Annotated in this window: 9 protein-coding genes; all 9 read right to left on the reverse strand. The window is 68.2% G+C overall.

All coding sequences use genetic code 11. The annotated features are described in order from the left end of the window. Positions 1-3: 3 nt before the first annotated feature. On the reverse strand, positions 4-2,187 hold the full coding sequence (locus ACERLL_RS04540) for a PAS domain S-box protein (RefSeq protein WP_373654876.1): 2,184 nt from the start codon (positions 2,185-2,187) through the stop codon (positions 4-6). 201 nt (positions 2,188-2,388) lie between these two features. After that, positions 2,389-3,066 carry a PEP-CTERM sorting domain-containing protein gene (locus ACERLL_RS04545; protein WP_373654877.1) on the reverse strand — a complete coding sequence of 226 codons (678 nt, stop codon included), beginning with the start codon at positions 3,064-3,066 and terminating at the stop codon, positions 2,389-2,391. Positions 3,067-3,521: 455 nt separating this feature from the next. Then, a complete protein-coding gene (locus ACERLL_RS04550) occupies positions 3,522-4,499 on the reverse strand; it encodes an SPFH domain-containing protein (RefSeq protein ID WP_373654878.1) in 978 nt (325 codons plus the stop codon). Between the two features lie 33 nt (positions 4,500-4,532). After that, complete coding sequence (locus ACERLL_RS04555; protein ID WP_373654879.1) at positions 4,533-4,982, reverse strand: hypothetical protein; 450 nt, start codon at positions 4,980-4,982, stop codon at positions 4,533-4,535. 144 nt (positions 4,983-5,126) lie between these two features. After that, positions 5,127-7,616, reverse strand: a complete 2,490-nt coding sequence (locus tag ACERLL_RS04560) for a sensor domain-containing diguanylate cyclase (RefSeq protein WP_373654880.1) — start codon at positions 7,614-7,616, stop codon at positions 5,127-5,129. Between the two features lie 277 nt (positions 7,617-7,893). Then, positions 7,894-8,655, reverse strand: coding sequence for a LytTR family transcriptional regulator DNA-binding domain-containing protein (locus ACERLL_RS04565; protein WP_373654881.1), 762 nt, complete (start codon positions 8,653-8,655; stop codon positions 7,894-7,896). Positions 8,656-8,760: 105 nt separating this feature from the next. After that, positions 8,761-11,802, reverse strand: coding sequence for an efflux RND transporter permease subunit (locus ACERLL_RS04570; protein ID WP_373654882.1), 3,042 nt, complete (start codon positions 11,800-11,802; stop codon positions 8,761-8,763). Then, positions 11,799-12,992 carry an efflux RND transporter periplasmic adaptor subunit gene (locus tag ACERLL_RS04575; RefSeq protein WP_373654883.1) on the reverse strand — a complete coding sequence of 398 codons (1,194 nt, stop codon included), beginning with the start codon at positions 12,990-12,992 and terminating at the stop codon, positions 11,799-11,801. Before ACERLL_RS04575 ends, ACERLL_RS04570 begins: the two co-directional genes overlap by 4 nt. Before the next feature lie 241 nt (positions 12,993-13,233). Further along, a complete protein-coding gene (locus tag ACERLL_RS04580; protein ID WP_373654884.1) occupies positions 13,234-13,755 on the reverse strand; it encodes a CBS domain-containing protein in 522 nt (173 codons plus the stop codon). Positions 13,756-13,847: the final 92 nt, after the last annotated feature.

A 13,847-nucleotide genomic window follows, 5' to 3' on the forward strand; every position in this document is an offset into this window, starting at 1 on the left:
GCATCAGGAGGACAGGGCCGGCAGCTGCAGGTGGAAGGTCACCCCCGGACCGGGCTCGTTGGCCTCCACCCAAAGGTGCCCGTTCAGCTCCTCGATGATGGACTGGCAGATGGAAAGACCGAGGCCCGTGCCGGCGCCCTTGGTGGTGAACAGGGGCTGAAAGATCTGCTCCCGCAAGCCGGGAGAGATTCCCGGCCCCCGGTCCCGGACGGCCACCTCCGTGCGGTGATCGCGGGTGCGGGTGACCACCAGGATATCCACCTCGCGGAACCCGGGTCCCGGTCCGGCCTCGATGGCGTTGTTGACCAGGTTCACCAGGCATTCCTGGAGCTTTATGGGGTCGGCAAGGACGGGCTCCAGGTCCGGGGCCAGTTCCAGCTTCAGTCGGTAGGGCCGGTCCCGGGTGGCCGAGGGGACGAGGGTGACCACCGAGCGCAGAAGCGAGTTGAGGTTGACCACGGAGGGCTCGGGGGGCTCGCCGCGGAAGTAGTGGCGCAGGTCCTTGACCACGGCGGATGCGCGCTGGGCCTGCTCGAGAATGCGCTCCAGGGACTGGCGCAGGGCATCCGGAGAGGTCTCGCCCCGGTCCATCTGCAGCAGAGAGCCGCCGGCGTAGCCGCTTATGGCCGCCATGGGCTGGTTGAGCTGGTGGGAGAGGAGACGGCCCAGCTCCTCGATGGCCGAGCCCCGGCGCTTGCGCTCCCCTTCCAGCATCTTGCGCTCGGTAAGGTCGGTGAACACCGAGACGTAGCGCACCACCTTGCCGCCTGAGTCGCGGATGGCGGTGATGGTCTCCCACTGGGGATGCAGGCCGCCGTCCTTGCGGCGGGTCCAGATCTCCCCCTCCCAGGTTCCGGCGCCGTCCAGGCTGGCCTGCAGGTCCCGGTAGAAGGCGGGATCCTGGTTTTCCGGACGCAGAAGGGCAGTGTTCCGCCCCACCACTTCCTCCGGCACATAGCCGGTGATCCGGGTAAACGCCTCGTTCACCCGCTGGATGGTGCCGTCCGCGGTGGTGATCATCACCGCGTTGGCGGAGCGGAAGACCTCCGCCAGGAGGGCGAGCCCCGCCTCCAGGGCATGGTTCTCGTCCACGTCCTCCACCAGGGCGAGGAAGGGCGGGGCATTCTCGTCCTCGGAGGCGGGCATGAGGGAAACGGAGACTCGCCCCCAGACCACCCGGCCGTCGGGCGTCAGGAACCGCTTGCTGATGCGGTAGCTGTCCCGCTCGCCGTTAGCCACCTCCTTGGCCAGGGCCAGGTCCTTGGCCACGTCCTCGGGGTGAGTGAATTCCTCGAAAGGCATGCGGCACAGGGTGCTCTCGTCCCGACCGAGCATGCGCTGAAGCGCGGGGTTGGCCATTTGCGGGTGCCGGTCCCGCCCGACCACGGCGATTCCCAGGGCGGCGCGCTCGAAGACCGCCCGGAAGCGGGCCTCGCTCCTGCGGAGGGAGGCCGCTGCGGCCCGCTGTTCGGTCACGTCCCGGTAATACCAGGCCCGGCCCCAGTAGATGCCGCGCTCGTCCTGCACGCCGCGTGAGTAGCGCTCCAGGATGCGCCCGTCGCGCAGATGGACCTCCGTCCCATGCTCGGGCTCCTCGAGATGATCGTAGAGCCGGTCCACCTCGGCGGCGAACCCTTCCGGATCGCAGATCTGGTCCAGAACTGCCGACACGGCCGCCCGGCCGTTGCCGCTGGCCATGAGCTCGGGCGGCAGATTCCACATGGTGACGAACTGCTGATTCCAGGCCAGCATCCGCGAGGCCCGGTCGGCCACCACGATGGCGTCCGGGGAGGTGGCCAGCTGGGCTCGCAGCAGGGCTTCCGCGTAGAAGAGGTCGCGGTCCGTGGTGCAAAGGCCGGAATCGCCCGGGACGGATTCCCCGGCGGTCTCGGAGCGCGGGCGGGACAGCTTGAGGTAATACTGGTCCGCCGGATCGGACTGGTGGAGGTAGGCCTCGGCCTGGATATCCGTGCCGTCCCGGCATCGTAGCCGGACCCTACCGGAGGGTGGGGTGACAGAGGCCTCCGGGAAGAGGGTGGTCTGTGGCTCTCCGACCACCTCGTCGCTCCAATACCCCAACAGCGATTCCGCGTGTTGGTTGAGCAGGGTGATTCCGCCTTCGGTGCTCAAGCCCACCAGTGCATAGGGAAGGTCATTGAGCAGGGTTGCGAGAGAGTGCCGCTGCACCGGAAGACCCTCGGCTGTGGGGGCGAAACGGCCCGTACCTGCTCCACTGGAAAACCGAGCGAACGGTAAGGGCTTTCCCGCTACCTTAGCGCGAAATTGGTGCAGAGCGGAACGCGCACAACAAATTCCCCCACCTTGGGGGTAGGAAAAGGCCGGGGGACGCTGGAGCCCGGTACAAAGCCGGGCCCCAGCGGCGGCGTTTCAGGCGGCGTCGCGGCGCCGGAAACCAGCGAGCCCCACCAGGCCGAGGCCGAACAGCGCGGCGGTGGCCGGGCCGGGGATCGCCATGGATTCCATGTTGGGACGCTGTGCGATCAGGAAAGGCTCGTTGGCCGGGGCGTTGTTGTCGCGGAGGCCGAACTGCACCGTGGCGGTCTCGCCGCTAGCCAATATCCCGTCGCCGTAGTCCAGGAAATCCCGGGTGCCGATCTCGTCCGCCGTGACGTTGGCAAAGGCATCGGAGGTGCGGGGAATGCCGCTGCCCTGCGCGAAGCTCAGGCCGTCGGTCTCGTTGGAATGGCTGTAGCCCGCCGGCACGAAGTCCTCCTCAGCCTGGTCTCCCGCGTCGAAGCTGCCGTCGGCGGGATCCAGGAGCTCATTGGCGAACAGGTTCCAGTCGGAGCCGGAATTGTTGGTGATCTCTTTGTAGACGGTGTAGTTCTCGCCCGCTTCCAGCTTGTCGAAGGCCAGGGTACCGGTTTCCGCCGATCCCCAGCTTTCCTGGATCATTATCGTATGGTCCGACTGCGAATAGGAGAAGTCATCGATGCCCTGGTTGCCGGTGCCGAGACTGACGCTGATGGCCGATGCGGTGGCCGGGGCCAGCAGAAGCGCGGAGAGCACGAGGGCCAAGCCGCCGAACCGGTTACCGCTTTCCATGATCTGCTCCTCTGGGAGGAAAGGGATTTACTGTTATTCAGCATTTGTCGTGCCAATTCGGGGATTCATTGAAAAACAGGAGAATAGACGCGGAAACGGGGGGCCTACTGTAAATATCGTTTAAATGTGTAAGCGGAGCCGACGGAGGAACCACCGCGCGCGCGGGACGGGATTGTGACTGCGGACCAAGCGTGTTCAGTTGTTCGACGAAGAGCGCCGGAGAACGGCGGGGGTCGGGGGTTCGGGCTGGAAAGCCTATTGACGGGAATATTGCCGATGGACTCGATCTTGTCCCGGAAGTGGTTTCCCGGTGGCCCGATACCCGCATTCGGCGGGCCTTAGCTCAAATCGCAATCCAAAAAGCCCCGGGGCTCCGGGGCTTTTGCTTTTTACCATAGTGCCGAGGGGCACACATTCGCTTGGGTACTCCCTGGTCGGGGGGCTTCGGAAGCCTTTCATCCGGCGGTTTTTCCGCCATTGCTTCCCGGGATTCCGGCTCCCGGGAACAGCCCCTGAATGGATTCCAGACTCCCCAGCAGCCCGGTGGCCTCATAAGGCACCAGCACCCGCTCGCCGTCCTTGGCGATCTCCGGCAGCTTCTCCATGTAGCGCTGGGCGATGAGGTAGCTGATCACCATCTGCGGGTCGATGTCCTTCTGCATCTCCTGGCCGGCGGAGAGCACCTTCTCGATGGCCCCCTTCTCGCCTTCGGCGCGCTGGATGGCCGCTTCCTTGTCGCCCTCCGCCTCCTTGATCTGCGCTTCCTTGTAACCGTTGGCTTCGGTGACCGTGGCGCGGCGCTTGCGCTCGGCGGTCATCACCTGGCGCATGGCGTCCTCCACCTCCTCCGGGAGGGTGATGTCCTGGATCTCCACCCGGTTCACCTTCACGCCCCACTTGTTGCCGGCGTCGTCCATCACCGACTGCAGCTCGTTGTTGATCTCGTCCCGGGAGGAGAACAGGGTGTCCAGCTCCCGCGCACCCACCACCGCGCGCAGTGTGGTCTTGGCCAGCACCTCCACGGCCTGGATCAGGTTCTCCACCTCGTAGACCGCCTCCTTGGGCGACTGGATCTGGAAGTAGAGGGCGCCGTCGATCTGGATGGAGACGTTGTCGTTGGTTACCACCGGCTGAGCGGGAAAGTTCAGCACTGTCTCGCGGGTATCGATCTTGGTCTCCTCCACCACCCGCTCCTGGAGCTCCTTGGAGCCGATGCCGGCACTCTCGTAGCGGCGGATCTTGATGGGACGCGCCCGCTCCAGGACCGGGATCAGGAAGTTGATGCCCGGGCCCAGGGTGCGGCTGTAAGTGCCCAGGCGCTCCACCACTACCGCCTCGCTCTGCTGGACGATGAACAGGCCCTGGGCGATGAAGGCGATAATGCCGATGCCGATGATGAGGGCGGCGATCAGGCCGATGCTGAGGTCGAGCATGTGCTTCCCCTTTTGGAGTCGGCCAGCGGCCGGTTAGCTGTCGTCCGGGCGGTGGGCGATCAGGGTGATGCCGTCCATGCGGTCCACCACGAGGGTTTCGCCCTCCCGGGGCGCGCTCCCGTCGGCCAGGGCCACCGGAAAGTGGTCACTCTTGAGCTTGGCCACCAGCCGGTCGCCCTGGGCGACCACCGTGACCCGGGCGCCGCGCTCCCAGCCCGCCTCGCGGGGACCCACGCCGCGATTGCGCATCTGCCGGCGGAACAGGGCCACCATCAGCGGGACGAGCACCAGGGTGGCCAGGACGAAGGTCCATACCTGGCCGGTAAGGCTGGAGCCCAGGGCGGCGGCCAGGGCTGCCAGCAGGGCCGCCAGCCCGGTGGCCACCAGGATGAACTGGGTCCCGAGCAGGAACAGGTCCACCAGGGACAGGGCGACGGCGGCGGCGAGCCACCATAGCCAGGCGGGCAGTCCCAATAGCTCCACCAAGCAGCTCCTCGTTTCGGGGCTCGGGTGCCCCTGGATTGGTTACGTGGCCGGCGGCAGCCAGCCGAACCCTTTTATATTCCAGGTGCCTGAATTGCAACCCGGGACGGCCGGATCGGAGCCGTTGCCGGCCGGTGACCGGGCTCAGTGGGTGCGGATGCAGGCCCGCCCCGCCTCCTTGGCGTCGTACAGGGCCGTATCCACCCGATAGAGGAGCGAATCCGGACCGTCACCGGGATGATATTCGGTGAGTCCGATGCTGATGGCAATGGGGGGCAGGCCGGGCCGGGGGTTGTCGGAGAGCATCGCCTGGAGGCGTTCGGCCCAGCGCACGGCGTTGGCCAGCAGGGTTTGAGGCATGAGGACGACGAATTCCTCGCCTCCCCAGCGGCAGATGGTATCCACATCCCGGCTCTGCGCCCGTAGGGTTTCCACGAGGGCCTTGAGAATGCTGTCACCCACCTGGTGCCCGTGGCGATCGTTGATCTGCTTGAAGTAGTCCAGATCGAGCAGGGCCAGGGCGAAGGGTGAACCGTACCGTTCAGACTCGGCCAGTCGGTTGCGCAGGTTTTCCTCGAAGGCGTTGCGGTTGCAGGCGCCGGTCAGGGGATCAGTGCGGGCCAGGGTTCGCAGCTCGGCTTCCATGGCTGCGCGCTGACTGATGTCGATGCCCAGGCCGCAGAGATAGACCTCGCCCTCAAGTTGAACGGGAATGGCGTTGAACAAGGTCGGGACGCGCTTCCCCGCCCTGGATACCAGGGTCGCTTCCAGCTCCAGGGCCTCCCCCTGCTCAAAGCCGCGCCGGATGTGCTCCTGGACGGTAGGTCGGATCCCCTGGTCGAAGAAGGACAGGGCCGGAACGGGGCGATGGTCTTCGCTGGCGCCCCGGCCGCCGGTGAGCGCGGCTCCGTGCCGGTTGCAGAGGTGGTTGTAGCCCTGGCGGTCCAGGAAGAAGAACACCCCCGGAAGGCTGTCGATCACCGCGTCGGTGAATTCCTGCTCGCGGCGGGCACGCCGTTCGGCCTCCTTGATCGGGGTGACGTCGGCCATGGTGGCCACGTAATGGGTGCAATGCCCGTGCTCGTCCCGCACTTCCGCGATGGTCTCGTGATGCATCACCGTGGTGCCGTCTTTGCGCCGGTTCCGGACGGTGCCCTCCCAGAAGCCGTGCTCGGCCACCTCCGCAAAAACCGCCCGGAAGTAGCCGGGAGCGTGCTCAAGGCTATCCAGAAGCTCGCCCGGTTCGGCGCCCAAGGCTTCTTCCCGCCTGTACCCGGTCTGCTCCGTAAAAGCGGGATTGGCCTCGATGATTCGCCCATGGGAGTCGGTGATGAGGAAGGCGTCGTGGGCGGCCTCGAAGACCCGGGCCATGAGCCGGTGGCGCTCTTCCGCGGCTTTCCGGTCCCGGATATCCAAGGCGATGCCCAGGACGAAGGGGCGGTCGTCCAGAACGATGCACTGGGCCTGGAATTGGTGGGGCACGGGACCCTCCGCGGTGAGCAGATCGGCCTCCGCGCAGGTCTCATGTCCTTCAAGGGCCTGCTGAAAGGTGGCTTCGATGCAGGCGTGGTCCACTTCCGGGAAGAAATCGGTGGCTCGGTAATGGGCCAGGATTTGCCCGGCCATACCGGTGACCCGCTCCAGCTCCCGGTTCCATTGGTGGAGCCACCCATTTTCATCGAACAGGTAGAAGAGTCCGGGCAGGGCGTCCAGCAGGGCGCGGTTCATGGACTCGGCCCGCGTGGCCTCCCGCTGCAGGGCCTCCTCCGCCCGTTTGCGGTCCCGGATGTCCCTGGCCAGGGTGGAAAGCTGGCTCACTTCCCCGTGGGGATCCCGGTGGGCGATGACGACCTGGTCCACGGGGATCTCTTCCCCCTCCGGACCGAGCACGGCCGTTTCCCCCCGCCAGAGTCCTTCCCGCATGGCCGTGGGTAGGGCCTCCTCGCGCAGGCGCCGGGCCGCCCATTGGGGATGGCTCGGGAAAATGCCTTCCAATCCCTGGCCGGCGTAAGGACCGAGAAGCTCCTGCCCCGCGGGATTCAGGTAGGTGGTCCGGTGGGGATTCTCCGGGTCGGCAAAGCCGATCATGTCCGGGGCCGCCTCGATGACCGCGGCGAGGCGGTGCTGCCGCTCCATGAGCCGCAGGTGGCCGATGCCGAAGGTTATCTCCTCCGCCACCTCCTGGAGCAGCTCCGTCTCCGCGGGGGAGAAGGCATCGTTCTCCCTCGCGTGGAGGGTCAGGGTCCCGACCACCGTGCCGTCCTCCTTGAGGGGAAGCGTCAGGCTGGCGGGATCGCCGGAGGGGCAGTGCCCATCCTCGGGGACGAGCACCGGTTGGCGTTCCCGGATGGCCCGTCCCACGGGGCCGCGGAGATCCTCCCCCTCCGGGCCGCCACCGGCGGGAAGCCCCTCCCCGGTGCCCGCCCAGGCGACAGGAGACAGGGCATCCGTGGGGTGCTCGCGGATGAGTCCGAGCCAGGCCATGCGGTAACCGCCCTCGGATACCATGCATTCGCAGACGGCCTGGACCAGCTCCTTTTCGGTGAGGCTGGTGATGGAGGCGCGGTGGCAGGCCCGGAGGAGGCCGAAGGCGCGGCGCAGCGAGGTACAAGCGAAATCTTCATGCCGGAGCATGGGGGTCCTCGGGGAATGAATAACCGTTCCGAGCGGGTGCCGGAGGGGCGGCAGCCCGCCATCAGGGGATCAAGGTCCTTGCGGTGAATGACGCTTTATCCAGCGAAGGCCCGTACCGGGGCGAAAGGGTCGGCTTCCGGCCCCGGAGAGACCAGAAAGCGAGTAAGGATAAAACGTCGGGGGCGAGGAGTGAATATGGCTTCCCCCAATGGCGGCGGGCGATGAGCGGGTGGGGCGTCACCGGCCATGAATGGCCGCATGGGGCCCCCGGACGGTGTCAGGCTGGAGTGAAGGCGGAACGCAAACCGAGCAGTTCTTCCACCTGCGGCAACCTCCGGCGGCTTACGGGGATGTTGAAGTCCGGCAGATCGTTCAGGCGCAGATAGCAGAGTCCCTTGTCCCGCCACAGGGACCGGATCTTGGAGATGTTCACCAGGAAGCTTCGATGAACCCGGAGGAAAGATCGGCTGCTCAAGTCGGCTTGCAAGGAGGCTAGGGGCCGGCTGGCGAGGAGGTGCTCGGTGGCGCTGTGGATGTGCGTGTAATGGCGGTCCGCCGCGAGCATGAGGATTTCGTCCGGATGAAGGAGCCGGGTTTCCCCCTGCAGGGGCACGGGAATGCGCCTGGGAGGATGGTCGGTCCGGCTCGGGGACATCCCGCCGGCATGGACCAGGCCAATCCAGGAGGTGCCCTCGGCACCGGACGGATTGCAGGCCGCGATCAAGTCCAATTGAACGGGGCGCGCCCCTTCGGGACCTTGAAGCCCCAGCTCGCCATGCCAGTGTCCTTCCCCGTAGGCAGCTGGCAGCGCTTCTTCTTCGAAGCGCTGGCGGGCCCAGGGCGTTAATAATTCACGGAGGGTGTGCGCCTCCAGGGCTTCCGGGACAAAAGTGCTCAGGGCCGGGTTTACGGATTGGATCCGGTCCGGGGGGGCCAGGAGCAGGATTCCTACGGGGATGCGCTCCAGGGCCCGGTGGCAGGACTCGGGGTGCGAGCCCGGGGTCTCGCCCGCTAGGGAGCGGGTGGGGCGATCTCCCATTTGCGGCTCCTTTCCGGGCCTTGGTAGCCCTGCACCAACTATAGGCCTGCCAATGCGCTATGCCAAGGAGCCGATAGGGCGGGCTCGGGGAGGGCGGAGGCCCGCTCAGGAGGCGTAGCCTTTTCGTCGACGGTGCACCAGACTGTAAATCGCCGGGATGAGCACCAGGGTGATGGCGGTGGAGACGAACAGCCCGCCGATCACCGCCCGGGCCATGGGCGCCTGGGTCTCGCCGCCTTCGCCGAAACCCAGGGCCAGGGGCACCAGGGCCAGGATGGTGGTGGCGGTGGTCATGAGGATGGGCCGCAGGCGCCGCCGCCCGGCCTCCAGGAGGGCGGCGCGAACCTCCCCGCCCTCTTCGCGCAGCCGATTGGCCTGGTCCACCAGCAGGATGGCGTTGTTGACCACGATGCCCACCAGGATCACGCAGCCGAGCAGGGATTGGCTGTTGAGCGTGGTGCCGGTGAGCAGCAGCGCCGCCACCACGCCGATGCCGGCCAGGGGCACCGCGCCCATGACGATGAGCGGGTCCCGCAGGGACTCGTAGAGGCTCGCCATGACCATGTAGACCAGCAGCAGGGCCAGGCCGAGGCCGAGGTAGAGGCTGGAGAAGGCCTCTTGCTGGTTCTCCCAGTCGCCGCCGATGACCACCTGGTAATTGTCCGGCACCGGGAGATCCGCCAGGGCGGCGCGGACCTCGCGCACTACCGCGCCCATGCTGCGGTCGGTGAGGTTGGCGTAGACGGTGATCAGCCGGCTCTGGCCCTTCCGGTCAATGACCACGGGGCCGCTGCCCACGGCGAGATCGGCGACGCTTCCCAGGCGGACCAGGCCGCCGTCGCCGTTCACGCGCAGATCAAGCAGATCCTGTCGCGACAGGGTCCGGTTGTCCTGGAACTGCACGCGGATGTCCACCTCGTCGCCCTCGTCGAGATAGCGGGAGGCCACCCGCCCGGCCACGGCGGTCTCCACCGTCTCGGTGATGTCGGCGATGGTGATGCCGCGGTCCGCGGCCCGCTCGCGGTCCACCCGGACCAGCTGCTGGGGAAGGCCGCTGTCCCGGGACAGGTAGACGCCGGTGAGGCCGTCGATATCGCGGAGGCGGCGCCGTACTTCACGGGCCAGGGCCTCCAGGGTGCCGAAGTCGTGGCCCCGCACCTCCACGGCCAGCGGCTGTTCGCTGCTGGAGAGCATGCGCATGAAGAAGGGCCGGCGGGTTTGCACCCGCACCTGGGCGCCGGGGATGGGGCCGATGGCGGCGCGCAGGTCGGCGGCCACCTCGGCGCTGGAGCGGTCGCGCTCGCCGCGCGGCGGCAGGCTGATGCGCACGTCGCCCACCGCCGATTCCGAGGGCCGGTAGCCGCTGGTGCCGACGCTGGTGACGGTGACCTCCGCCTCCGGGACCCGCTCCGCCACCACCCGCCGCGCCGCCAGGGTGGCGCGCTTGACGGTCTCCAGCCGGGTACCCGGCGGCATTTCCACGTCCACCCGCACCTCGCCTTCGTCGGTGGCGGGCATGAACTCGCTGCCGAGCTGCGGGATCACGGCCGCGGTGGCGGCAACGGCGGCCAGAGCCAGGCCCGCCACCGTCCAGGGCCGGTTCAGGGCGCCGCGCAGGAGGCCCTGATAATGCCGCTCCAGTCCGGCCAGGAACCGGCCGGCGGCCTGCGAGCCGTCGGTTTGGAGCAGGCGCCCGCCGAGCATGGGCACGAGAGTGAGCGCCGAGACCAGGGCGGCCAGGAGGGCGAAGGCCACCACCCACGCCAGCTGCCGGAACAGCTGACCGGCCAGCGCCTCGGCGAAGAACATGGGCAGGAAGATGGCCAGGGTGGTGAGCGTCCCCGCCACCACGGGCGCGGCCACCTCGCTCGCCCCGGCCACCGCCGCCTCGCGTGGGGCGAGCCCCTCGCTGTCGCGGCGGCGCACGATGTTCTCCAGGACCACGATGGCGCTGTCCACCATGAGCCCCACGCCCAGGGCGAGGCCGCCGATGGTCATGAGGTTGAGGGTGAACCCGGCGAAGTAGACCAGGCCGAAGGTGGTGATCACCGCCACCGGAATGGCCGTGGCCACCACCGCCGTGGCGCGGAGGCTGCGCAGGAAGAACAGCAGCACCGCCACCGCCAGCAGTGCGCCCAGGAGCATGGAGCGGGTAGCGTTGGTGATGGAGCGCTCGATGTACTCGGACTGGTCGAAGATGGCGCTGAAGCGCAGCTGGGGATGGTGCCGGCGCAGCCGGTCGATCTCGCGGTGCAGACGCTCCGCCACCTCCACGGTGTTGGCCCCGGACTGCTTGCGCACCGCCAGCCGCACGCCGGGCTCGCCGTTGATGCGGATGAGGCGGGTGGGCTCGCGCTGGGTGTCGCGCACCTCGGCCACTTGTTCCAGTGCGATGGGGGCGCCGCCCCGGTGGGCGATCACCGTGCGGCGCAGCGCGTCCAGGTTTCCGTAGCGGCCCGGAACGCGGACCGTAAAGTCGGTGTGGCCGCGCTCGATGCTGCCGCCGGGGCGATTGAGGTTGGCGGCCTCGATGGCCGCGACCACGTCCTCCAGGGGCAGGCCGAGGGCCTGGATGCGCTCCGGATGCAGGCGCACCTGGACCTCCCGCTCGGGCCCCCCCCAGGGGTCCACCTGGGCCACGCCGGGCACCTGCTGGATGGCCACCATCAGCCGGTTGTCGATGATGCGGCGCAGGGCGATGGGGTCGATGCCGCTGGCCACGCCCACCAGCATGATGGGGAAGTCGGCGGTGTCGAACTTGCGGATCTTGGGCCGGTCCGCGCCCTCCGGCGGGTCCTCGTACTCCTCCTCCAGGGCGTCGCGCACGTCGCTGGTGGCGGTGGTGAGGTCCGTGCCCCAGTCGAACTGGAGGCGGATATTGGCCACCCCTTCCGAGGCGCCGGAGGTGATCTCCTTCAGGCCGGGCACGGTGGCCACCGCCCGCTCGATGGGCCGCACCACCAGCTCCTCCATGGCCTCCGGGCTGGCGTTGGGGTAGTTCACGGCCACCGTAAGGAAGGGGTACTCCACGTCCGGCATGAGGTCCACGGAAAGCCGGGTCAGGGACACCGCACCGAGCAGCACGGCGATCAGGGTCACCATGACGGTGAAAACGGGCCGGCGGACGCTGAAGGCGGGCAGGCTCACGACTCGGGCAGCTCCGCGACGGTGACGGGTGCGCCGTCCTCGAGCATCTGCTGACCGAGGGTGACCACCCGTCCGGAGAGGTCCTGGGGCGCGCGGATCTGGATGCGGTCGCCGTTGCGGATGCCCGGGGTGACAGGGACGAACTCCACGGTGGCCGGGGAGTGCGCGCGGATCCGGTAGACGCCCGGCTCCTCGCGGCGGCGCACCAGGGCCTCGGCCGGGATCAGGGTGGCGTCCTCCGCCTCGCCCACGATGACCCGCACGTTGACGAACATGCCGGGCTTCAGCGCGCGGTCGGGATTGGGGGCGCGCACCTCCACCCGGGCGCGGCGGCTGTCCGGGGAGAAGCGCGGCGCGATGCGGGAGATGGCAGCGTCGAAGGTCCGGCCGGGAAGCGCGCGGCTGGTAAGGGTGGCGTTCTGGCCCTCAGTGAGCCGCGCGTAATCGCGCTCGGGGACCTGAATCACCGCGGTGAGCGGCGCGATGCGGAGAACTGAAAGGAGCGGCTCGCTGGCGCCCACGGAATCCCCGGGATTGACCATGCGCTGCCCCACCACCCGGGTGGCGTCGCCGTCGGGCCAGTTGGCGCGGATGGTCATGTAGCCGAGCTGCACCCGGGCCCGGGCGAGGGCCGCCTCTCGCTGCTTCACCCGCGCCCGGGCCACCTCCACGGCCGCCTCCTGCGCCTGGGCCTCGGCCTCGGCGGTGTCCAGGGCCGAGGCCGAGGCCATGTCCCGTCCCGCCAGGCGGCGGGTGCGCTCCAGCTCCCGCTCGGCCAGCCGGGCATCGGCCCGGGCCTGGTTCAGCTCGGCGCGCGCCACGCCCAGCATGGCCTCCGCCTCCGCCACGGCCTGCCGGGACTCGGCGTCGGCCAGCTCCGCCACCACCTGCCCCTTGCGCACCCGGTCGCCGATGTCCACGTGGATCCGCTCCACCTGCCCGCCGGTCTTGGGGGCCAGCGTGAAGGCCTGCCCGGGCTCCAGGGTGCCGGTGAAGGAGCGCACGTCCCTGATGGTGCCGGTGGTCACCGGTACGGCCTCCACGGCCACGCGCCGGGGGTTCTGGTCGGTGGCGGCGTCCGGGCTGGAGTAGCCGGAGCGGGGAATCTGGCCCACCCACCAGACCGTGCCGCCGGCTAAGAGGATGACCAGGACGATCAGAAAGGGGGCAATGCGGGCTCGGGTGCTCATGGGCTCCAGGGGCGGTTGGAGGCGCTCCGGGGCGGATCCCCGGGTCCAGCATACTGTGACGTACACGGGCCGAAAAAGGAAAGGCCCGTTCCGGACCCATACCATCGCTTCCCGTCTAGGGGCTCCCCTTAGAGCCCAAATCTCCGGCTCTGTTCCCCGCGGGGACGGTTGCGAAAGGCGCAGGACAGATTCAGGCCCGGCTTTTGCCGGGCCTTTTGCCGCCGTCCGGGGCGTAACCGGTTCAGTGTCCCGTGGGCCGGTGGGAGGGGCCCGGCTCGGAGACATCCTGCAGCACCTCCCCGGCAAGGCCCGAGGCCTCGGGGTTCCGCGCCAAGTCGGCATGGGCGACGATGCCTACCGGTTCCTCCGAACGGTTATAGATCAACAGTCGCCGTACCTGGTGCTCCTCCATCAATTTGGCGGCCGCTTGCAGATCGTCGTCCTCGAAGCAGTGAACGACATCCCGGGTCATAGCGTGGTTCACATGCGTGGATTGCGGGTCAACGCCATTGGCCACGCACCGGGTGGTGATATCGCGGTCGGTAACAGTGCCGATGAGCTTCTGCCCCTCGAATACCGGCAGCATGCCGATGTTCTGGTCCCGCATGAGCTGGGCGGCTTCCTGGATCGGTGTGGCGGGCGTTACCCACTGATACTCGGTGGTCATGATCTCCCGAATCTCCATTTCCACCTCCTGTTGCTGATCGGTGTCGTTCCCCGGCGCACGGATGCACAGGGAGAACGCTTCATAGGATTCGACCACAGACCCTGGCGGCCTTCTGCCGCGCGGGCGCCCTTTGTGGGTCGGGGTGAATGCCTAGGAGGATTTTCCAATCTGGGAGGGGGCGCGGCGTC

Origin of the sequence: Thiohalorhabdus sp. Cl-TMA, assembly GCF_041821045.1 — a bacterium.
In the GTDB taxonomy this organism is placed as follows: Bacteria; Pseudomonadota; Gammaproteobacteria; order Thiohalorhabdales; family Thiohalorhabdaceae; genus Thiohalorhabdus; species Thiohalorhabdus methylotropha.

Excerpts from the sequence above, each read along its gene's own strand:
- ACERLL_RS04575 (WP_373654883.1), bottom strand. The coding sequence starts at position 12,992 with ATGAGCACCCGAGCCCGCATTGCCCCCTTTCTGATCGTCCTGGTCATC.
- ACERLL_RS04560 (WP_373654880.1), bottom strand. The coding sequence starts at position 7,616 with ATGCTCCGGCATGAAGATTTCGCTTGTACCTCGCTGCGCCGCGCCTTC.
- ACERLL_RS04550 (WP_373654878.1), bottom strand. The coding sequence starts at position 4,499 with ATGCTCGACCTCAGCATCGGCCTGATCGCCGCCCTCATCATCGGCATC.
- ACERLL_RS04565 (WP_373654881.1), bottom strand. The coding sequence starts at position 8,655 with ATGGGAGATCGCCCCACCCGCTCCCTAGCGGGCGAGACCCCGGGCTCG.
- ACERLL_RS04545 (WP_373654877.1), bottom strand. The coding sequence starts at position 3,066 with ATGGAAAGCGGTAACCGGTTCGGCGGCTTGGCCCTCGTGCTCTCCGCG.